Below are 19,317 nucleotides of genomic sequence, written 5' to 3'. Positions count from 1 at the left end.
TTGAGCACAATTCATACAAAAGTATACTGGACATATCACCTTTTAATTTATTAAAGTCCAATGTGATAACAAGTTTTCAATCTTCCTGCAATATCTATACTAGTCAATAAAATTAACCGAGTTAATTGACTGGAATTAAAAATCGATTCGCTTTTCTGACATTTTTATTCACTGAATTCATCAATGTTTTTTTATCTCCAATGTGAATAATCAAAGAATCGATACAGATAATCCAAAACTATTTCAATCAGGATTAAACGCATGCCAGCATATAAAGCCCCTTTACACGACATTCGCTTCCTTATGAATGAAGTGCTTGACTACCCTGCGCACTACCAGAATTTGTCGAATGGTGAATATGCCGATGCCGACACAGTAGATATGATCTTAGAAGGTGCGGCAGATTTTTGTGAAAATGTACTGTCACCTTTGAACCAAAGCGGTGATGAAGAAGGCTGTCATTTTGAAAATGGCGAAGTAAAAACACCGAAAGGCTTTAAGGAAGCTTACGAACAGTTCGTACAAGGTGGCTGGCAAGGTCTGTCTTATCCTGAAGAGTTTGGTGGCCAAAACCTGCCAATGTCTTTAAACCTGATTAAATCAGAAATGATGGGTACTGCGAACTGGTCATTCCAAATGTATCCGGGTTTAAGTGTGGGCTGTATCAACACTATTATCCAGTATGGTACCGATGAGCAGAAAAACACGTATCTGCCTCACCTGGTTGCTGGAACTTGGGCAGGTACCATGTGTCTGACTGAGCCACAATGTGGTACGGATCTGGGTCAGGTTAAAACCAAGGCAGAGCCGAAAGAAGATGGCACTTATGCGATTTCAGGGACTAAGATTTTTATTTCCGCAGGTGAGCACGACCTCACGGAAAATATCGTACATATCGTACTGGCACGCCTTCCGGATGCACCGCAAGGCACCAAAGGGATTTCCCTGTTTATCGTACCGAAATTTATTGCTGCTGCAGATGGTGGGATCGGCGAACGCAATCCAGTGAACTGTGGCTCGATAGAACACAAAATGGGGATTCGCGCTTCAGCAACGGCTGTACTGAATTTCGACAATGCGACTGGCTACCTGATTGGTGAACCAAATAAAGGCCTGCATGCCATGTTTACCTTTATGAACACGGCACGTATTGGTACTGCAATTCAGGGCATCTGCCATGCTGAATTGTCATTCCAGGGTGCTTTGCCTTATGCCAAAGAGCGTATGTCAATGCGTGCCCTGTCTGGCAAAAAAGATCCAGAAAAAGTAGCGGATGCAATTATTCATCATGCCGATGTACGCCGCATGCTGTTGACGCAAAAAGCCGTTGCTGAAGGTGGCCGTGCCATGATTTATCATGCAGCACAAATTGCCGATAATATGAATGATGCTTTGCTGCGTGGCGATACCGCTGCTTTTGAACAGCATGATGATCATCTTGGTTTCTACACCCCTATCCTGAAAGGCTTCTTGACCGAAATGGGCTATGAAGCATCAAATCATGGTATGCAAGTCTTTGGTGGACATGGCTATATCAAAGAATGGGGCATGGAACAGATCGTACGTGACTCACGTATCTCTACCCTGTACGAAGGTACTACAGGTGTTCAGGCACTGGATCTGATCGGCCGTAAAGTGCTGTTGACCTCGAAAGGCAAAGTGATTCGTGATTACACTGCTGAAATTCTGAAATTCTGCGGTCAGCATGCGCGCAATAAATACATGCGCCGTTTCGCCTGGGATTTAACCAAGCTCTGTGCACAGTGGAATGCCTTAACCGTGCGTATTATGCTGGCAGCACGTAAGGACCGCGACATCGTGTCTTCTGCGTCAGTCGATTTCCTGATGTTCTCCGGTTATGTGATGATGGCCTACTTCTGGGCACAGCAAGCTGCAGTCGCTTCAGCCAAACTGGCATCTGGTGATGGTGCGGAAGTTCCAGAATTCTATAAAGCAAAAATCAAAACTGCTGATTTCTACTTTGAACGTATTCTGCCACGTACCCAAGGTCATGCAGAAGCGATGGTGAATCCGTCTAAAACAATGACGGCACTCGCGCCAGAACACTTTAGCTTCGATTACTAAGCTGTAAATTGTCTCAAAAAGAGCGTTTCGGCGCTCTTTTTATTGACTCAAATATCTTTCTTTTAGCTTAAAAAACCTTTCTGGATATAAAATATACAAATTTAATTTTATATTTTTCAACACCCTAATAAATTAGCCAAATAAAACGCTTGTATATCTCAAAATAAGCGGTATGATAACCCCAACTAGAAAAATTCTTGTTTTGGTTAGTCTTCTTTTAAGTATCGCAGTTTTAGTCATAAACCTTCGTATTACAGATCAAAAAGCTCCATCCTTTTTATTTTTCAAAGTTACAGTTAGTCATCTGAAATTTTGGCTATAAATTCATACGATTCAATAGGTTATATTATGTCTAATACAGTTAACGGTACAGTAAAATGGTTCAACGAAACTAAAGGTTTCGGTTTCATTCAACAAGAATCAGGTCCAGACGTTTTTGCTCATTTCAGCGAAATCACTGGTTCAGGTTTCAAAACTTTAGTTGAAGGCCAAAAGGTTTCTTTCAGCGTAGCTCAAGGTCAAAAAGGCCCTACAGCTGTAAATATCGTTGCTCTATAATTTAGAAGCAAGATATTGAAAAAAAGCACTCTTAGAGTGCTTTTTTTGTGCCTGAGATTTTTAAAGTCTGCTCTGCTCTTCTCACAGATTACATCGAATATCTAAAAACAGATAACCTCTAGACTATAAGAAATTCCCGGGTAAATCTGCGCAATAAAAAAACCCTCATATAAATTTATGAGAGTTTTTCCAACAATGAGCAGCAAATTAAAATCAGTTAAAGAAATTTTTCTAATACCGAATTTAAAAAGATATGCCCCTGCTCGGTACATGAAAGCCGGTCTTGATCATCGACCATTAATTTTCTGTCACGCAAAGAACTGAGTAACTCATTCAAGCGATCCAGACCTAAACCGGTACGTTCGGCATAGATTTTGGCTTCCACACCCTGATTTAAACGTAACGCATTCATCATAAATTCAAAAGGCAAGTCGGCATCTTCAATGCGCTTAAACTGCAGATGTTCGGCAGGTACTTTGGCTAAGTAGTCCTTTGGTAAACGGGTTTTTTGGAACCGATATACACCATCTGGCTGAGTGACTTTGCCATGTGCTCCTGCACCAATCGCCAGATAGTCACCAAACTGCCAGTAATTCAGATTATGCGCTGAAGGCAATTCTTTACGCCAAGCCGAAACTTCATAGTTGATAAAACCCTGAGCTTTTAAGTAGAGTTCACCCTGCTCCTGAATATCTTCCAATACTTCATCTACAGGCAAAATCGGTTGAGTCCGGAAAAATACCGTATTTGGTTCAATCGTCAGCTGATACCAGGAAATATGCGTAGCACCCTGTTCTACCGCCAGTTTTAAATCATGTAAAGCCTGTTCTAAAGTCTGTTCCGGTAAACCATGCATCAAGTCGACATTAATCCGCTCAAATCCTGCTTCACGTGCCAGCCCAATAGCAGAAATCGCATCTTCATTGCTGTGAATCCGTCCTAAACGCTTGAGATGAGCGGTATTAAAACTCTGCACCCCAATCGACAAACGATTAATGCCGGCCTGCAAATAACCGGCAAACGGATCATGTTCGACCGTGCCGGGGTTGGCTTCCAGCGTAATCTCACAGCCTTCGGCAAAGGGAATAATGGCTTTGAGCTGATCAAATAACCATTGATAGCCTGGGGCAGAAATCAGTGACGGCGTCCCCCCACCAATAAAGACACTGTGAATCTGCCGGCCTTGGGCAAAATCGACCTGAGTTTTAAAGTCTTCCACCAGTGCTCGTAAATATTCCTGTTCCAATTCCAGTGATAGCTGACCATCCGGAACCGCATGCGAATTGAAGTCACAATAAGGACATTTGCGCACACACCAAGGCATATGAATATATAAGGACAAAGGGACAGCAGCAGGATTCAATTCAGCCAAAGAACTACTCAAAAACGATTACAAGATATAGCGGAATTTTAACATGACTCGGCGGCAACACTGCTAAAATTAAATTTGATCGTGTGATATGTCTAAAAATTTAAATAGAATTAGTCAGTTAAAATTATGAAAATATCTTCTCAACTTATTATTTTACTTCCTTTGGTTTTTGCAATCGGTGTTTTATTGACACTCCAGACTGCAATTAATACACAACTGAAAGAATATTTATATTCTCCTATTCAAGCTGCATTTTTTTCCTTTTTGATTGGTACAATAGTGCTCGCCGTAATCGTACTTTTTCAGTCCAATCCCAAACCCGGTTTACAGGAATTGATGAGTGTTCCCTGGTATTTATGGCTAGGGGGAATCGTGGGTGTATACGCGATTAGTATGAGCATTTATGCAGCACCCAAACTTGGCTTTCTGGTTCTTAGCGGTCTCATTATTTTTGGTCAGATGGTAATGTCGATGCTGGTCGATCATCTGGGATTATTGGGTAATGAAAAAATGCCGGTTAACTGGCAACGTCTTTTAGGCGGCGTGGTAATTTTTATTGGTGTGCTTCTCACTTTACAACGCTAAACCTTCTATTTAAGCACATGATCACGATGAGTAATTTTTGTGTCGAATGTTTCACCAATTACAACCTTTAGTTTTGAATTAAAAAAACTTTTTCATCTGATGCTGCCTATTCTGGTGACCCAATTTTCTCAGGCTGGTCTGGGCCTGATTGATACCATTATGGCCGGTCACCTGTCTGCTACCGATCTTGCCGCGATTGCCGTCGGAGTAGGACTCTGGATTCCGGTGATGCTGCTATTTAGTGGCATTATGATTGCCACGACGCCTTTGGTTGCCGAAGCTAACGGCGCACGTACACCTGAAAAAATTGCCACCATTGCACGTCAATCGCTTTGGGTTGCCCTGATTCTTGGGGTAATTGCCGGCCTGATTTTACAAGTTTTGCCAGCCCTTTTACCTCTCTTGGGCGTACCGGAAAGCTTGCAGCCTAAAGCCAGTTTATTCCTGCATGCGATTGGTTTTGGTATGCCTGCGGTAACCATGTATGCAGCCTTACGCGGCTACTCAGAAGCGATTGGAAATCCTCGCCCGGTCACCGTGATTAGTTTATTGGCCCTGGTTTTGCTGGTTCCGCTGAACTATATCTTTATGTATGGTATTGGTCCTGTTCCGGCCCTAGGCAGTGCAGGCTGTGGGTTTGCCACAGCGATTTTGCAGTGGTTAATGCTCATGACTCTGGCACTGTATATCTTTAAAAACAGAGCCTATCAGCGTACTCAGCCTTTTACTCACTGGGAAAAAATAAACCCGGAATGGGTGAAGCGTATTCTGCAACTGGGTTTTCCAATTGGATTGGCGATCTTCTTTGAGGTCAGTATTTTCAGTACAGCAGCAATTGTGCTGAGTCCTTTGGGAGAGACCATTGTCGCTGCCCATCAGATTGCTATTTCCGTCACTTCACAACTGTTCATGATTCCCATGTCACTGGCGATTGCCCTGACCATTCGGGTTGGCACCTACTATGGTGAACAGAACTGGCAAGCCATGCGAAAAGTGCAATATCTTGGCCTGATCACTGCCACTATTCTGGCGATCCTGACCATGATTCTGCTTTGGGTTTTCCGCAATGAAATTGTGGCACTCTACACTTCAGATCTGATCGTAAGCCAAATTGCGGTGTATCTGATTCTGTTTGCTATTGCCTATCAGCTGATGGATGCCTGGCAGATCAGTGCAGCAGGTTGTCTGCGTGGCATGCAGGATACCAAGGGGCCGATGTGGATTACCATGCTGGCTTACTGGGTCATCGCCTTTCCGGTTGGGGTATATTTATCCCGCTTTACCGAGATGGGCGCCGCCGGTGTTTGGGTTGGCCTGATCGTGGGTTTAAGTGTTGCCTGTGTTTTATTGCTGGCACGACTCTATAGCAATAACAGACGTTTAAGCTTAAAAGTGTAAAAACTTAGCGACTTTCAAGCAATCTTAAATATTGGGTAGGTGACATGGATGTCACCGTTGAACTGTGATACAGGGAAGTAGCATCAGATCAACGAGATGGTTTTGTTACTTTTGCCATGACAAAAGTAGGAGCTACACCTATGTGACAGCATAAAAATAAAAGATGAGAGCATAGCCTTGAGCATTCTAATTTCGATGTAGAAGTTAAGAATTAGCTCCCAAAGCCTCCTTCAATCCTTCTGGAATCTCTGATTCATCCGCTACATCTTTGGTCACCACCTGCCCCACAATCACATCCGTACCATTAAAAGTCATGGTGGGTGGACCATATAACTCATAACCTTCATTTAAGGCACGGGTCACCCGCGCACAAAAATGCACATCATCCTTCCCAGTAAAATATCGATAGACTTTCATTGAATTTTCTTCATTACAGCAATCTGTTTATTCTAAGCTTTTAGCCATAAAACAACATTCAGAATTAATACTCAGCCTTATCTAAAACGATGATGGATTCCGGCATATTCTTTTAGTTTAGCCAAGGAGATAAAGATAAATCTTTATCAAATCAAAGATGATGCATTAAACATGGAGAAGCAGAAGGAAATCACAACATAACCTCTACAATTAAATCTAGGCAATTGAACCGTTGTCACCTATGATCAAATACATCCATTCATTATTGGTTTCAAGGAATCTCGCATGGCAAAAACGGCTAGTACACCCGGTCGTCGCTTTATGAAACTTGCCGGAATGACCGCAAGTATTGCAGGTAAAACCCTCTCCAATTCCATTAAAAATTTAACTGCCGATGAAGAGCAGAAAAATACTGCGCGCAGCAAACTGTTTCAGGATATTGGGGTACAGATTGCAGATACCTTGGGAGAGATGAAAGGCGCAGTCATGAAAGTTGGCCAGATTGCCTCGCAATATAAAGACGTTTTCCCGCCCGAAGTCGCCAAAGCCATTGCCAAGTTACAACGTCAGGCACCACCCATGCCATTTAAAGAAATTCAGGCACAGGTAGAAAAAGAACTGGGTAAACCCTTAGCACAGCTTTTCCAGCACTTTGATGAACAGCCATTTGCTGCAGCCTCGATTGGTCAGGTACATAAAGCGATCCTGCCAGATGGCCAGCAAGTTGTGGTCAAAGTGCAGTATCCTGGGGTAGATGAAGCCTGCGAAAGTGACCTGAAACAAGTCCGTCTGGCACTGCGCATGATGGGCGTGTTAAAGATTGACCGTAAACTTCAGGATCAGCTGTTTAAGGAAATTCAGCAGAGTCTGGACAATGAGCTGAACTATGAAATCGAAGCACAGAATCTGGAAATCGCCCGGACTTTCCATGAATCTCTGGACAGTAAAATTATAATTCCGAAAGTGTTTCATGAGTACTCTTCACGGCATATTCTGACTTTGAGCCAGGAGCTTGGGGAAAGTATTGAAACCGCTAGCACTTGGCCACTCGAGACCCGAAATGCTTTGGGACGCCGTTTATTCCGTGCCATTGGTCAGGAAATTTTCTATCTGAAACGCTTTCACTGCGACCCGCATCCCGGCAATTTCGCCTTCCGTGAAGATGGCTCTGTAATTGTTTATGATTATGGTGGCGTCAAGACCTTGTCGACTGAAGTGGTTGAACATTTCAAAGAGCTGATCCATGCCGCACGCAAGAAGAATATTCCCGTAATCGAACAACAACTGGATGCACTGCATTCTTTGACTGAAACCGGAAAATTCCCAACAGAATTGTATGAACAATGGCTGGAAGTACTCATGCGTCCTTTAGTCACCCACTATGATTTCGCCGAAAACTCAGCGCATCATGATGGTATGGAACTGCTGAAACCTTCCTTAAAATACTGGGATGTGTTTAAACCTTCTCCAGATACCTTAATGGTGAACCGGACGATTTCAGGGCAGTACTGGAACCTGATTCATCTTAAAGTAAATGATGATTTAAGTGATGTATTTGAAGAGCTCGTACCCAGTCGCAGTTAAATAGAGACGACTGGCTTACGCGTTGTAACCCTAAATTACTTGAAAGCGTAAATGTTACATTATAACATTTGATCAATAATCAAGAGGAATTTAGATATGCGTTCAGATATCCACCCTGAGTATCGTGAAGTGTTGTTCCATGATACCAATGCCGATGCCTATTTTGTGATTGGCAGTACCATGAACTCCAGCCAGACTAAAGAATATCAAGGTAAAACATATCCTTATGTAACACTAGATATTTCAAGCGCTTCTCATCCTTTCTATACGGGTGAGCAACGTCAGACCAGCAATGAAGGTCGTGTGGCAAGCTTCAACAAACGTTTTGGCCGCTTTAAACGTGGTTAAAAATGAAAACCGTCGATTATCTCAATCTTCGAATCGTGGTTTATGTCAGGAAATAACCTCCAGTTTCCTGACTTTTTTATGTCCGTTTTAACTGTGCGATAGCATCCATGACGTTAAATAAAAGCCCAGCGCCAGAACCATAATGCCGATGATTAAGCTGGATAATGCATATAATACCGCTAGGCCCATAGCCCCTTGCTTGAATAGCAAAAAGCTTTCCAGACCGAAACTGGAAAATGTAGTAAAACCACCGAGAATTCCCACCATTAAAAACAGACGAGCTTCCTGTTGAAGGATTGGATATTTTTGGCTACAGGCAAAAAAAATCCCCGCACATAAACAGCCTAGAATATTGATCCACCAGGTGGGCCAAGGAAACTGCATTTGTGGTTTAAACAGCCAAAGTCCTGCTGCATAACGCAGACTGGCACCGACTGCCCCACCCATTGCCACCCAAAGCCAGCCCATATTTTTTCCTATCTATTTATTGATCAAGTTTATCTTATCCAAATTTTTAAACTCAACATGGATAATTTTCACTATTATCTTGAACGGAAAATCAATCAAATACCATGGAACTTCGCAAGAAAATTGCTATATTTATCGCATCGAATTTTCATGAATGATACAGGAAAAACAGCATGGCACAGGATTTATTGGCCCAGTTAGTGGCAGGCGAAGCAAAATTTGCAGATGTGATTGCATATATTGACTCGCGTTATATGCATACACCGACTGCATTTAAAAATGGCCAGCAAACTAATGCGGCTACGGAAAACCAAGGCAGCGCCAAAGTCTTTTCTTTTGCACAACTCAATGGTCTGGATCAGGCACAGACCTTAAGCCTGTTTGCTGAGCATTATGCTGCTGTACTGGCGACGCCAGAGTTGACCGATCATCAGAATATCCGCCAGTTTATGCTTAATGGTTGGGATGGAATTGCCTTTGAAGGTCAGGCCCTAATTGCAAAATAAGTCTTCAACAGATAAAAAACCGTTCATAGGAACGGTTTTTTTAGGCATCTCAGCAGTATGCTGGATGTCTGTTTAGCTCTTACCAACTTTTTCAATCCACTGAATGGAACTGACGCGGAAAACTTCACAAGCGCCATCCCCCGTATCGGTCGGGGTTAAAGAAGATGTCCAGACCAGATCTTTATCCCGAACTTCAACCAGCTCCCCTTGCATACGCACCAGATCGCCACGCTTCACCTTTTTGATTGCCTTGGCAATTTCAGGATTGGCGGGAATGATATGCATATTGGACACCATCTGCTTGGCTTGTTCTACAGGCACCGGCACCCGATCCATTTTCCAGTTCAGATAACGGTCATATTGATTCACGGTGATATGCCGGGCAATTTCAGGCTCAGCAAATAACCCCCAACTGACTGCATAATCAATCGGAGAGAATTTGGCTTGCGGATCAGAACTATAAACCTTAGAACCCAAAATACGGAAATCACCTTTAAAAGGCTGCAAGACCGAAATTGACTGACCTTTGACCACAGGAGGCAAACCTTTGGCAATATTATGCTCAACAGAACTGTAGCCAGAAATAGGCAGTAACAGGCTGGCGAGCAAAGCATAATGTTTAAAGTGTTTGAACATAATTTTTAATCTAATCCTAATCAAGTTGCTTAAACGTTTTAAGGATATCTTCTTTGATCTTACGTATTTTTTAATGAATAAACAGTTGAACTTGGTAACAAACTGAACAAATTTGGTCAGCTCGGGATATGCCGATTATTTTATTTTCGGTTAAGCTAGAACAAATTCTCATCTCATTAAAATGGCCCGGATGCTGTATAAAATTTATCAACAACATATCTTTCCACATCTTTTAAATCAGGTCATGCAAACCCCGGCTTTGATGGACTTACGCCGCGAATTGCTCTTGGGGGTGTCAAATGAAGTGCTGGAAATTGGTTTCGGTACCGGGCTGAATCTGCCGTTTTATCAACTGGTTGACAAGCTATATGCGTTGGAACCGAATGCTGATATTTTCAAACTGGCAGAAACGCGGATTCAGCAGGCTGCGTTTCCGGTTGAGCATATTCAGGCCAGCGCAGAAAATTTGCCTTTTGCAGCGAATAGCCTGCAACATGTGGTTTCAACCTGGACACTTTGCAGTATTCCAGATCTCGAACAGAGCTTAAAGGAAATTTATCGGGTGCTACAGCCGGGTGGTACTTTACATGTAGTCGAACATGTGCTGAATCGGCAAAATTTAAATATCCAGTGCCTGCAACATTTACTTACTCCTATTCAAAAGAAAGTCGCAGATGGCTGTCATCTGAACCGCGATATTGAAAATGCCTTGCTGGAAACCGGTTTTGAAATAGAAAGCTTGAATTATATTGATGCGGCAGGTCTACCCCAGATTGGTCAGCATATGCTGTTGGCTCGACTGCGTAAGTCAAAAGACTAACTCCCTCTGATCTTTTTAGTGATGTTGAATCTGAGTCACTCGCAGTAACTGGCAATGGCCACGATATTTAGAACCTGTACCCACCGTAAATTCTTGTCCAGTCGTGCCTGAATGAACGGTAACCAGATCACCACTAAGAGTAATTTTCTGTCCTGGTTTTAACCGGCGAATCTGATCGGCAATTTTTTCAGTGGCAGCAATCAGACTGAAATGCTGTACATGCGTATTGATGAAGTTATGATCCGCCTCGCTGATTTGTCCTTCAACCTGATAACAGCGTTTTACTTCATCAAACTCCAATGTTGCCTGCATGGCTGGCAGCGGCTGAGTCAGCAACAGCACATCAATATTGCTGAGATAGGCCAGATCATTAAAACTCCCCACCACAGGACTCGCCTGATGCAGAACCCGACGGGTGGGTTTTACAAAGCGCTGATCATGCACAATATAGATTTCTGAAATATGCTTGACCGGTTCTACTTTAAAATTTTTAAGTACGCCTTTTTCTTGCAGATGTGGAATAGCACGAAAAAACTCATTCCAGACCCAAAGTCCAAGTATAAACAGCAGTGCAGTGATCAGTAGTTTTTGCATAGTTTTTTATTCTGCATGAGGTTTGGATTAATCCTCAAAATCAATCCGAACAGTTTCAAAACGTACCCGTCCTTCCTGAATCGATCGGGCAATGGCTTGCTGGCCTTTGGTCAGACGTGCACCTCCACTTTTAATATCAATCAAGACGACTTCAATATCTTCGGCTGCGCCTTCCCCGTCACGAAAATCGCTATAGCCGTCAAAGACCACATAATCTACCGGATCGCCCAGAAACTTAGCATCACTCGGCAGATATTGAAATTCCGGCATGATCGGTGCGAGCTGTTCAGCCATTTTGCCTTTGAGAACGGCACGGCTAGTATTTACACTGCGCTTTTGCGCGGCAATGAGGGATTGCTGATGCTCCAGTTCCAGCTCGGCGATATACTGCTCATATTCGGCCTTGATCCGTCCGTTGCGTGTCTGACTTAAAATAATAGTGGTCAATACCACCCCGATACATGCGCCAATCAGCATGGCCATCCATATGGACATTCAATCTTCCTAATTTACTTGATTTTTATAACATCGCATTCGACTGAAGTTGAGGATATCGGCCATTTGCATACTTGAAAAGAATGATATGCTAGGCTGGAACAGAATAAAATCACCTTGAGTCATGAAAACAATTTTAGTTGCGAATCAGAAAGGCGGTTGTGGTAAGACCATGACAGCCATTAGTTTGGCGTCAGCACTCGCACAAAAGGGTTATACGGTGGCATTGGCCGATGCCGACAACCAGAAATCCACATTGCAATGGCTTAAGCACCGCCCGGAACAGGCGGCACCTATTCAAAGTCTGGACTGGCGCAATAGCAAATCCATTGGTGATGCTCCCAAGCAGATCGAATACCTGATTATTGATGCACCAGGTGCTTTAAGTGACGATCATGCGGAACAGCTGGTTAGCGAAGCACATGCGATTATCATCCCGATCCAGCCTTCTTTTTTTGACATCGATTCAACCCGCCGTTTTCTCAAACATTTACAGGACATCAAACGAATCCGCAAAGGCAAGGTCGAAATTTTGCTTCTGGCCAATCGCACCAAAGCAAATGCAGCCAGCAATCAGGATATACAACAATTTTTTGACAAAATCGACCAACAGCCGGTGGCCTGGATTTCGGAGCGCGCCCCTTATAGCCGTTTGGCGATGGAAGGTCTTTCAGTCTTTGATAAACAACAGAAAATTTACCGGGAGCTGCAGGATCAATGGCAACCGGTACTAAATGCGATTATTGATGATCCAAGTCAATGGTTTTGAGTCAATAGACTGAATCAGGCTGCAGCTCTTGGAAAATAATCACGCTACTTGGCAATGCAGCATTTTCGATCGCTTTTTTTTCAGTTAATATGCCTGAACACGACCTAAAAAATGAGTCATTAAATTCAGTGCAACAATACGCGCCTATATTACAAAAAGTCTTATTATTTGGATTGTTCTTTATCCTGATTTTTTTGAGTTTTCATATACTCAAGTATTTCATCATTCCTGTAGTTTGGGCGGCAATTATTGCCTATATGACTTGGCCCCTGTATCAATCAGTGTTACGTATGTGTGGCAATCGCCCAACACTGAGTGCGACCCTGATGATTCTGGCCGTGATTCTGGTATTTGGTCTTCCGTTTATTTTTGCTATTTTCATGTTGCAGCATGAAGGCCGTAACCTGTACATGGAATTGCAGCGACAGGTCTTTTCCGGTCATTTGAATGTACCTGATTTTATTCGTGGACTTCCGATTGTCGGCAAGGAGATCAGCCGGACCTTAAATGAAATCAATACTGATCCGCAGAGTATTGCGCTGTCGGTATCGACCTGGATTCAAGGGCATCTGAATTATGGCAAAGTAGTACTGAACGAAGTCAGCAAAAATATATTTAAATTATGTTTTGCCATACTTTCGCTGTTTTTCTTCTACCGTGATGGTCAGACCATTTTAAATCAGGTGCGTAAAGCCTTTGAAATGGTGGTCGGACCACGTGTGCATCATTATTTTTCTACTATCTCTGCCACTACCCGAGCGGTGGTCTATGGGGTCGGTTTAACTGCAATTGCCCAGGCTCTGCTGGCAGGTATGAGTTATTTTGTTGCAGGTGTTCCAAATCCGATGGTTTTAACCATTGTGACCTTTATTTTTGCCCTGATTCCTTTCGGTCCACCTCTTGCCTATAGTTCGGTCGCACTGTGGCTGTTTTCGCAAGGACAAACCATTGAAGCTATTGGAGTCATGGTTTGGGGTGTCTGTGTGGTCAGTACCGCCGATAACGTCATTCGTCCCCTGGTAATTTCTGGTGCAACGCAGATTCCTTTCCTGCTGATCATGTTTGGAGTGCTGGGCGGTATTGCCAGCTTCGGTCTGGTGGGGGTATTTATTGGCCCGGTGATTCTGGCTGTACTCCTGGCTATCTGGCGTGAATGGTTACATGAAAGTAATATAAATGAACCATTAATGATGCCTAAAGCGACCCTGGCACATGAGATTGATCCGGAAACAAAAGAGACACCACCCAAAGCACCTTGAAGCATATATTTAATCGACTTAAACAAAACAAAACATTTAAGTACTGATTTTATATAGAGCTTCTGGTCTTGCTCTGTTTAAATGATTTCACCAAACAGAATAAAGATCAGGATGCCAGAATCATGTCTTCATTGTTTAAAATTACGACACTTTGCGCATTAAGCGCAGCACTTTTTACCGGTTGTGCCTCAACCTCTCCATCAAACGAAGTGGTCAGAGCAGTGACTGTAAATGCAGTAACTGCTCAAGGTGTAGGCCAAGAGATTGGTACCGTATTACTCAGTGACAGCCCAGCTGGTCTGGTCATTCGCACCAACCTGAAACAGCTTCCTGCAGGTGAGCGCGGTTTCCATATTCATGAAAATGGATCATGTGCACCTGCAATGAAAGATGGCAAGATGGGTGCAGCACTGGCAGCAGGTAGCCATTACAATCCGAATCAGGCACCACATCACGGTACGCCAACAACCGGTCACTTAGGTGATTTACCAGCATTGAAAGTTAATACTGATGGAACTGCGCGTGTCACCCTGCTTGCACCACGCCTGAAACTGGCTGATGTTCAGGGTCGTGCCATTATGGTTCATGCTGGTGGCGACAACTATTCCGACAACCCATTACCCTTGGGTGGCGGCGGTGAACGTATTGCCTGTGGTGTGATCTGAATACCCTCATGCCAATGACCAAATAGAGAAAACGGGCAGCATGCTCGTTTTTTCATGGATTTTTCTTTTATTTTGGCGTCTAAATTGCATTCAGAACTTTGCGTTTTTACTTTCCGGATCCTGTCCTTGTGAATGCTGCCCGACCTGCGACTGCTACTTTTGTTAAAATTATAAAACCTGTCCTGCTGCCCTTTCAGTCCAGTGCGCTGATGACTTATTGCCTGCAGATCCTGCTGGTGTTTTTAGGTACTACTTTCGGTCTGAAATTTCTGGGTTATGAGTTCTTGATCGTTCCAGTAACTTTAGGGGCAATTGCCACTGCGCTGACTGATTTTGATGACCGGCTAAGCCTGCGTTTGCGCAACCTGTTACTGGTCATCATTCTGTTTTTTAGTGTCAGCAGCATTCTGGAATTTCTTGCTCCGCATAAACTCTGGTTTGCATTATGGCTATCGCTATCGAGTGCGCTGTTTATTCTAATGGGTGCCTTAGGCCAACGTTATGCTACAATTTCATTTGGCACCATTTTACTGTCAATCTATACCATGTTCGGCCTGGGCGAATATCAGCACTGGTATGAACAGCCACTTTATTTTGTCATTGGGGCGCTATGGTACGGCCTGACGTCTATTCTATTTTTTCTGCTGCGTCCTACCTTACAGGTTCAGGAAAATCTCGCACAAAGCTTGCAGCACATGTCGGATTTACTGCTGAGTAAAGCCAAACTGTTTGATCCGGACCAGCATCCGAATGTTGAAAACCTGCTCTATGAGTTGTCCCTTAAAAATACTTTAGTCATTCAGAGTTTTAACCGCAGCAAAGATTCGCTATTGACCCGGCTCAAAGCTTCGCGTGCCAATCGCAATACCATTTACTGGCTGAATCTGTATTTTCTGATGCAGGATATTCATGAACAGGCCACAGCCAATTATCTGCATTATGAACAGATCGAACAGCATTTTAGCCGCACTGACCTGATTTTCCGGATTCAGAAAAATATCCGTCTGCAAGCCCTTGCCTGTCAGCATCTGGCAGGCTGTGTGCTGCGCAATGAAAAATTTTATCTGTCTGCAGATGATGAACTGGCATTAAAACATTTACAGGAATCGATGCAGGACTGGATTACCCAACACCCACAGAATATTGAAGTTAAAAATTTACAGCTTATTCTGGCCAATCTGCTGAGTGTACATGAGCAGTTACAACACCTGCATGATCAACAGGCACTGTATAAGCCACGCTATCAGCAGCATTTTGATGACCTGAGCCTGTTTGATGATGATATTCGCGATAGAACAGATCTCTGGCTGAAACTCAAACCGCACTTGAGTCCGCAATCGGCACTCTTTCGGCATGCGGTGCGGATTGCCATTGTGTTTCTAGTCGGCTATGCCATTTCATTATTGCCCTTTGCGAAAAATGGCTACTGGATTTTACTGACCAGCCTGTTTGTCTGTCAGATCAGTTATTTTGCCACCAAAAGCCGGCTCAAATTGCGGACCCTAGGAACATTATTGGGGGTCATGCTGGGCGTTCCCATTCTGTATTTTGTGCCAAGTGTCGAAGGTCAGTTACTCCTGACAGTAATTTTTGGTGTCGGTTTTTTCTATCTACGTTCCAAAAAATATGCCATGGCCACTCTCATGGCGACCTTGATGGTACTCCTGATTTTTAACCTGAAAGGAGCCGGTTATGCCATTATTTTACCGCGTATCATTGATACCCTCATAGGCTGTCTGATTGCCTGGATGGCAGTAAGCTGGATCTGGCCTGACTGGGATTTTCGTAATATTTCCAGCAATATTAAAAAATCATCGCTTGCTACGCTGGACTATTTTGCTGCAGTGGTCGAGCAATATCGAAACGGTAAAGATAACAGTATTGCTTACCGGACTGCACGACGTCTGGCTCACAATGCACAGATTGATTTATCCAGCATGATTTCAAGCCTGAGTACAGAACCGAATCCAGATCCACAACTGGTTAAAAGTGCCTTTCGCTATCTGGTCTATAGTCATAGCCAGCTCAGTTATATTGCAGCATTGGGGAGTCACCGTGAGCAGGTTACCGATGCACAAATTTTGGATTTAATGCGCTGGTGTCAGCAAACCTTAACTGGGGTATTGCTGCAACAACAGCCTTTAGATACCTACAACATTGATCATAAACTGGCAGAAATTCACCGCTTAAGTACACAGGAAAACCTGTCAGCACATCTGCTTTTGGTGCTGAAACAGATCAGTTTATTGCTGGAAATCTTACCGGAATTACTAAAATTACGTCATGAATTACTAGTTGCCGAGATTAAATAACCAACTGCTTTACTTGGTTATAACTTATTAAAAATATTGAATATATCTTTATTATTAAGATTCAATATTCAGGTGATATTCGGTACACTCAAAACTAATTCAGTTAAATCAATATGTATTATGAACATCAAAACTTTGCGTCTGGTCGGTTTGCTTGAAGGGATTTCATTCCTGCTGCTGTTATTTATCGCGATGCCAGTGAAATATATGATGGATAATCCGATTCTGGTCAAATATGTCGGCATGAGCCATGGGGTACTGTTTGTGCTATTTCTGGTGGTTTTATTTGCGGTATGTGAAAAACAGAAATGGTCTCTCAGCATGTTTGTGATGGGTTTAATCGCTTCGATTCTGCCTTTCGGTCCATTCCTGTTTGATATGAAACTGAAGAAACTAGAGCTACCGGTAGCGGAAGAAGCTTGATTGCTCTCTCTAACTCTCTCCCACAGGGAGAGAGGACCTTCAATATCTATCTATTCTTCATTATTAATTCTAAAAACCATTAAATTTAATGAAAATTCCCTCTCCTGAGCAGGTTTTAAAGCACCGCTTTTAAAACGGAGCACAAGTGAGGGTTAGAGAGAGGTAAATTTTTTAGAAAATAATCTTTAAGCAAAAAATAAATTTTAAAAAATCAAAACTCCCCACGCTCCTGTCTTTCCAGCATTAACTGTTTGAGTTGCATGCATGGCAAAGTAAACCAGAGTGCAATCAGAATCAAAGAGGCAGCACAGTAGGCCCAGATATCGTAAGTTTCATATGCAATTCTTACTGCTTCAATGACCACAAAAAAGCTGAGCATCAGGATAATGGAAACCGTCGCGGCCACCGTGCCTTTGGACACTTCTGAAGACATCAGTGCAAAACGGTACAGTACCGAAAAACTTACACCCTCACCTAGACTGATACAAGTGGTGCCGATAATCAGACAATGAACAAAATACTCTGGAATCAATAAACCCAGCATCAATAAACCGGCACCCAACAGCATCAGTGGCAGACCCAATAATACGGTTTTACCCAGCGGCATTTTATCGATAATTTTCAGCAGAATCAGATTACCTGCAATCAGGCCGCCCAAGACTGGAAACTGCGCCAGACCATATTGCACACTACTGAATCCAAATTGCTCGACCAGAATCACCGGTGACAAGGCAATCCATAACATCAAAGGCAAACTTACCAAAGGCAAGGCTACAGTCATGATCACAAAGCGTTTATTTTTTAGAACCTGTTTAAAGTCATCCAGAATATAGCTGACCGGCTGTCTGGGAATACTGACGTTCAGGTTTGGCATTTTAGCTTTCAGGCCGAACCAGCTCAGAAATGAAAGAAATGCGATCCCGATAAAACCCCAATGCCAGGAGATGTGATCAATCATAAAGGCACCCAGCACTGGTCCTAGCAAGGGTGCCAGCAAAGACACATTGGCCATCAGTGCCATGACTTTGATGGCATCACGTTCTTCAAAGCTTTCCTGAATGGCGGCATAACCTACAGCGGTAATAAAGGACAGGCCAAAGCCCTGTAAAAAGCGCAGAAATAAGAAACTTTCGATATTGGGTGTTAATAAAATAGCCAGACAGCTGATGGTAAAAAATGCCACACCACCAAGCAGTACCGTTTTACGTCCAAGACGATCGGACAAAGGTCCCAGAATCGCTGCGACAAATGCCCCACCCAACAGGAAAAAGGACATGGAGGATGGTGCCCATGAACTACTCACGCCAAAATCACGGGTAATCGCCAGCATGGCCGGCTGAATCAGGTCATTACAGATATAGACGGAGAATTCAAACAAGACCAGTGCCAGCGGGAACATGAGTGTGGCACGGGTCAGTTTTTGGGTCTGGATATTTTGCATGGGAGTTTTTATTGTCAGTCTGCCGGATGAAGCAGAATGAGCTTTATCTAAAATAGAAAGCAGGAATTTTAGCAGATGAGATATTCAAACGCTCTGAATAAATATAATTGATCGTAGAGATAATCTTCCAAAACAAAAAAGCGCATCACTTAGATACGCTTTTAACCAAAATCTGTCTAAAGATCAAACACTATTATGGACAGACCGCTTTCTGGAAAGTTTTGGTATTTGCCCCACGCATGCAACGATAGGACCTGTCAGTATTATCCAGCTTCCAGCTCCCGTTTTTACGGCTAAAATAGTAAATGGTCTGGACTGAACGCACTGAATCGTCCTTTAAACGGGTTTCAGTTACTTTGACCTGCCCAATGGTAGGTGTCTCCGCCTTATTGAAGAACTGGCGCAATTCAACCGTCGCCAGTTCCTTACGCAAATCCGGTCTCAGTTTCAAAACCTGTTCCAAGGGCGTATCTGAAGATGACTGTACTTTTGCAATGACCTGTTGCGTGGTGGTACAACCCGACCCCATCACACCGAAAGCTAAAGTTATGACTGCCAATATCCGTAACATATTGTTTAACC

At 43.3% G+C, this 19,317-nt stretch carries 21 protein-coding genes; 13 read left to right on the top strand and 8 right to left on the bottom strand.

Features of this window, described 5'->3' with window-relative positions; genetic code table 11:
* The first annotated feature begins 261 nt into the window (after positions 1–261).
* Positions 262–2,085, top strand: coding sequence for an acyl-CoA dehydrogenase C-terminal domain-containing protein (locus H9629_RS09075; RefSeq protein WP_191730973.1), 1,824 nt, complete (start codon positions 262–264; stop codon positions 2,083–2,085).
* A gap of 348 nt (positions 2,086–2,433) precedes the next feature.
* Positions 2,434–2,643 carry a cold-shock protein gene (locus H9629_RS09070; protein ID WP_004281542.1) on the top strand — a complete coding sequence of 70 codons (210 nt, stop codon included), beginning with the start codon at positions 2,434–2,436 and terminating at the stop codon, positions 2,641–2,643.
* Positions 2,644–2,860: 217 nt separating this feature from the next.
* Here H9629_RS09070 and hemW read toward each other — a convergent pair whose 3' ends face one another.
* Positions 2,861–4,015 (bottom strand): radical SAM family heme chaperone HemW, encoded by a 1,155-nt coding sequence (hemW, locus tag H9629_RS09065; RefSeq protein WP_191730972.1) that lies wholly within the window; start codon positions 4,013–4,015, stop codon positions 2,861–2,863.
* 126 nt (positions 4,016–4,141) lie between these two features.
* On the opposite strand from hemW, the gene H9629_RS09060 reads away from it, so the two are divergent.
* The gene (locus tag H9629_RS09060; protein ID WP_005249857.1) at positions 4,142–4,600 is read left to right on the top strand and encodes a DMT family transporter; all 459 of its coding nucleotides are present in this window, start codon (positions 4,142–4,144) and stop codon (positions 4,598–4,600) included.
* A gap of 39 nt (positions 4,601–4,639) precedes the next feature.
* Positions 4,640–5,998 carry an MATE family efflux transporter gene (locus tag H9629_RS09055; protein WP_064094549.1) on the top strand — a complete coding sequence of 453 codons (1,359 nt, stop codon included), beginning with the start codon at positions 4,640–4,642 and terminating at the stop codon, positions 5,996–5,998.
* A 204-nt stretch (positions 5,999–6,202) separates the two neighbouring features.
* On the opposite strand, the gene H9629_RS09050 is transcribed toward H9629_RS09055, so the two are convergent.
* Complete coding sequence (locus H9629_RS09050) at positions 6,203–6,415, bottom strand: DUF1737 domain-containing protein (RefSeq protein ID WP_064094550.1); 213 nt, start codon at positions 6,413–6,415, stop codon at positions 6,203–6,205.
* 285 nt (positions 6,416–6,700) lie between these two features.
* On the opposite strand from H9629_RS09050, the gene H9629_RS09045 reads away from it, so the two are divergent.
* Positions 6,701–7,999 (top strand): ABC1 kinase family protein, encoded by a 1,299-nt coding sequence (locus H9629_RS09045; RefSeq protein ID WP_064094551.1) that lies wholly within the window; start codon positions 6,701–6,703, stop codon positions 7,997–7,999.
* A gap of 96 nt (positions 8,000–8,095) precedes the next feature.
* The gene (locus tag H9629_RS09040; RefSeq protein WP_004732342.1) at positions 8,096–8,347 is read left to right on the top strand and encodes a type B 50S ribosomal protein L31; all 252 of its coding nucleotides are present in this window, start codon (positions 8,096–8,098) and stop codon (positions 8,345–8,347) included.
* A gap of 87 nt (positions 8,348–8,434) precedes the next feature.
* Here H9629_RS09040 and crcB read toward each other — a convergent pair whose 3' ends face one another.
* Positions 8,435–8,815: a fluoride efflux transporter CrcB gene (crcB, locus tag H9629_RS09035; RefSeq protein ID WP_064094552.1), complete on the bottom strand. Its 381-nt coding sequence runs from the start codon at positions 8,813–8,815 to the stop codon at positions 8,435–8,437.
* Positions 8,816–8,988: 173 nt separating this feature from the next.
* Here crcB and H9629_RS09030 point away from each other — a divergent pair, with 173 nt between their 5' ends.
* Positions 8,989–9,321, top strand: coding sequence for a HopJ type III effector protein (locus H9629_RS09030; RefSeq protein WP_191730971.1), 333 nt, complete (start codon positions 8,989–8,991; stop codon positions 9,319–9,321).
* Between the two features lie 72 nt (positions 9,322–9,393).
* Here the strand turns inward: H9629_RS09030 and H9629_RS09025 are convergent, their stop codons facing one another.
* Positions 9,394–9,957 (bottom strand): hypothetical protein, encoded by a 564-nt coding sequence (locus H9629_RS09025; protein WP_191730970.1) that lies wholly within the window; start codon positions 9,955–9,957, stop codon positions 9,394–9,396.
* A gap of 190 nt (positions 9,958–10,147) precedes the next feature.
* Here H9629_RS09025 and H9629_RS09020 point away from each other — a divergent pair, with 190 nt between their 5' ends.
* Positions 10,148–10,777, top strand: a complete 630-nt coding sequence (locus tag H9629_RS09020; RefSeq protein WP_064095164.1) for a class I SAM-dependent methyltransferase — start codon at positions 10,148–10,150, stop codon at positions 10,775–10,777.
* A 15-nt stretch (positions 10,778–10,792) separates the two neighbouring features.
* Here H9629_RS09020 and H9629_RS09015 read toward each other — a convergent pair whose 3' ends face one another.
* Together H9629_RS09015 and H9629_RS09010 are read right to left on the bottom strand one after the other, a co-directional pair.
* Positions 10,793–11,371 (bottom strand): hypothetical protein, encoded by a 579-nt coding sequence (locus tag H9629_RS09015; RefSeq protein ID WP_064094555.1) that lies wholly within the window; start codon positions 11,369–11,371, stop codon positions 10,793–10,795.
* 27 nt (positions 11,372–11,398) lie between these two features.
* On the bottom strand, positions 11,399–11,866 hold the full coding sequence (locus H9629_RS09010; RefSeq protein ID WP_064094556.1) for a Holliday junction resolvase-like protein: 468 nt from the start codon (positions 11,864–11,866) through the stop codon (positions 11,399–11,401).
* A gap of 124 nt (positions 11,867–11,990) precedes the next feature.
* Here H9629_RS09010 and H9629_RS09005 point away from each other — a divergent pair, with 124 nt between their 5' ends.
* From H9629_RS09005 to H9629_RS08985, 5 genes are all read left to right on the top strand, one after another.
* Positions 11,991–12,635: a ParA family protein gene (locus H9629_RS09005; protein ID WP_191730969.1), complete on the top strand. Its 645-nt coding sequence runs from the start codon at positions 11,991–11,993 to the stop codon at positions 12,633–12,635.
* Between the two features lie 89 nt (positions 12,636–12,724).
* On the top strand, positions 12,725–13,894 hold the full coding sequence (locus tag H9629_RS09000; protein WP_191730968.1) for an AI-2E family transporter: 1,170 nt from the start codon (positions 12,725–12,727) through the stop codon (positions 13,892–13,894).
* Between the two features lie 122 nt (positions 13,895–14,016).
* Complete coding sequence (gene sodC, locus H9629_RS08995) at positions 14,017–14,559, top strand: superoxide dismutase family protein (protein WP_191730967.1); 543 nt, start codon at positions 14,017–14,019, stop codon at positions 14,557–14,559.
* Between the two features lie 128 nt (positions 14,560–14,687).
* Positions 14,688–16,871, top strand: coding sequence for a YccS family putative transporter (gene yccS, locus H9629_RS08990; RefSeq protein ID WP_191730966.1), 2,184 nt, complete (start codon positions 14,688–14,690; stop codon positions 16,869–16,871).
* A 120-nt stretch (positions 16,872–16,991) separates the two neighbouring features.
* Complete coding sequence (locus tag H9629_RS08985) at positions 16,992–17,294, top strand: DUF3817 domain-containing protein (protein ID WP_191730965.1); 303 nt, start codon at positions 16,992–16,994, stop codon at positions 17,292–17,294.
* A 211-nt stretch (positions 17,295–17,505) separates the two neighbouring features.
* Here the strand turns inward: H9629_RS08985 and craA are convergent, their stop codons facing one another.
* Both craA and H9629_RS08975 read right to left on the bottom strand, forming a co-directional pair.
* Positions 17,506–18,735 carry a chloramphenicol efflux MFS transporter CraA gene (gene craA, locus H9629_RS08980; RefSeq protein WP_191730964.1) on the bottom strand — a complete coding sequence of 410 codons (1,230 nt, stop codon included), beginning with the start codon at positions 18,733–18,735 and terminating at the stop codon, positions 17,506–17,508.
* A 193-nt stretch (positions 18,736–18,928) separates the two neighbouring features.
* On the bottom strand, positions 18,929–19,306 hold the full coding sequence (locus H9629_RS08975; RefSeq protein WP_144723635.1) for a hypothetical protein: 378 nt from the start codon (positions 19,304–19,306) through the stop codon (positions 18,929–18,931).
* Between the last annotated feature and the right edge of the window lie 11 nt (positions 19,307–19,317).

Source organism: Acinetobacter pecorum (assembly GCF_014837015.1).
Lineage (GTDB): Bacteria > Pseudomonadota > Gammaproteobacteria > Pseudomonadales > Moraxellaceae > Acinetobacter > Acinetobacter pecorum.
The sequence above is the reverse complement of the archived record's forward strand: the minus strand, read 5'-3'. Positions and strand labels throughout refer to the sequence as shown.

What these genes read in the sequence shown, in the direction of transcription:
- H9629_RS09075 (WP_191730973.1), top strand. Translation starts at nt 262, where the DNA reads ATGCCAGCATATAAAGCCCCTTTACACGACATTCGCTTCCTTATGAAT.
- H9629_RS09070 (WP_004281542.1), top strand. Translation starts at nt 2,434, where the DNA reads ATGTCTAATACAGTTAACGGTACAGTAAAATGGTTCAACGAAACTAAA.
- H9629_RS09060 (WP_005249857.1), top strand. Translation starts at nt 4,142, where the DNA reads ATGAAAATATCTTCTCAACTTATTATTTTACTTCCTTTGGTTTTTGCA.
- H9629_RS09050 (WP_064094550.1), bottom strand. Translation starts at nt 6,415, where the DNA reads ATGAAAGTCTATCGATATTTTACTGGGAAGGATGATGTGCATTTTTGT.
- H9629_RS09045 (WP_064094551.1), top strand. Translation starts at nt 6,701, where the DNA reads ATGGCAAAAACGGCTAGTACACCCGGTCGTCGCTTTATGAAACTTGCC.
- H9629_RS09040 (WP_004732342.1), top strand. Translation starts at nt 8,096, where the DNA reads ATGCGTTCAGATATCCACCCTGAGTATCGTGAAGTGTTGTTCCATGAT.
- crcB (WP_064094552.1), bottom strand. Translation starts at nt 8,815, where the DNA reads ATGGGCTGGCTTTGGGTGGCAATGGGTGGGGCAGTCGGTGCCAGTCTG.
- H9629_RS09030 (WP_191730971.1), top strand. Translation starts at nt 8,989, where the DNA reads ATGGCACAGGATTTATTGGCCCAGTTAGTGGCAGGCGAAGCAAAATTT.
- H9629_RS09025 (WP_191730970.1), bottom strand. Translation starts at nt 9,957, where the DNA reads ATGTTCAAACACTTTAAACATTATGCTTTGCTCGCCAGCCTGTTACTG.
- H9629_RS09020 (WP_064095164.1), top strand. Translation starts at nt 10,148, where the DNA reads ATGCTGTATAAAATTTATCAACAACATATCTTTCCACATCTTTTAAAT.
- H9629_RS09015 (WP_064094555.1), bottom strand. Translation starts at nt 11,371, where the DNA reads ATGCAAAAACTACTGATCACTGCACTGCTGTTTATACTTGGACTTTGG.
- H9629_RS09010 (WP_064094556.1), bottom strand. Translation starts at nt 11,866, where the DNA reads ATGTCCATATGGATGGCCATGCTGATTGGCGCATGTATCGGGGTGGTA.
- H9629_RS09005 (WP_191730969.1), top strand. Translation starts at nt 11,991, where the DNA reads ATGAAAACAATTTTAGTTGCGAATCAGAAAGGCGGTTGTGGTAAGACC.
- H9629_RS09000 (WP_191730968.1), top strand. Translation starts at nt 12,725, where the DNA reads ATGCCTGAACACGACCTAAAAAATGAGTCATTAAATTCAGTGCAACAA.
- sodC (WP_191730967.1), top strand. Translation starts at nt 14,017, where the DNA reads ATGTCTTCATTGTTTAAAATTACGACACTTTGCGCATTAAGCGCAGCA.
- H9629_RS08985 (WP_191730965.1), top strand. Translation starts at nt 16,992, where the DNA reads ATGAACATCAAAACTTTGCGTCTGGTCGGTTTGCTTGAAGGGATTTCA.
- craA (WP_191730964.1), bottom strand. Translation starts at nt 18,735, where the DNA reads ATGCAAAATATCCAGACCCAAAAACTGACCCGTGCCACACTCATGTTC.
- H9629_RS08975 (WP_144723635.1), bottom strand. Translation starts at nt 19,306, where the DNA reads ATGTTACGGATATTGGCAGTCATAACTTTAGCTTTCGGTGTGATGGGG.